Genomic DNA, 253 nt, shown 5'->3' with positions numbered 1-253 from the left:
CCCCATGACAGTCACCCGCGCCAATAGAGCACGCAGACAAGCGTAAAGAGCCGGCGGGCTGTGTCGAAATCCATGACGATCTTGCCGTTCAGCCGGTCCATCAGCGTCCGGGAGCCTTCGTTGTGGATGCCGCGCCGGCCCATGTCGATCGCCTCGATGCGACTGGGCGTGGAGGAGCGTATCGCCTCGTAGTAGCTCTCGCAGATCATGAAGTAATCCTTCACGATGCGGCGGAACGGTGTCAGCGACAGGA

1 protein-coding gene is annotated in these 253 nt (G+C 61.3%); it reads right to left on the bottom strand.

All coding sequences use genetic code 11. The annotated features are described in order from the left end of the window. Positions 1–11 precede the first annotated feature (11 nt). Positions 12–253: UPF0262 family protein (locus ACPYOJ_RS36000; RefSeq protein WP_481420481.1), on the bottom strand; the 242-nt coding region annotated here is incomplete at its 5' end.

The organism is Rhizobium sp. SVR5-9E, from assembly GCF_056755095.1.
Note: the sequence above shows the minus strand (reverse complement) of the source record. Positions and strands in the feature narration are given on the sequence as shown.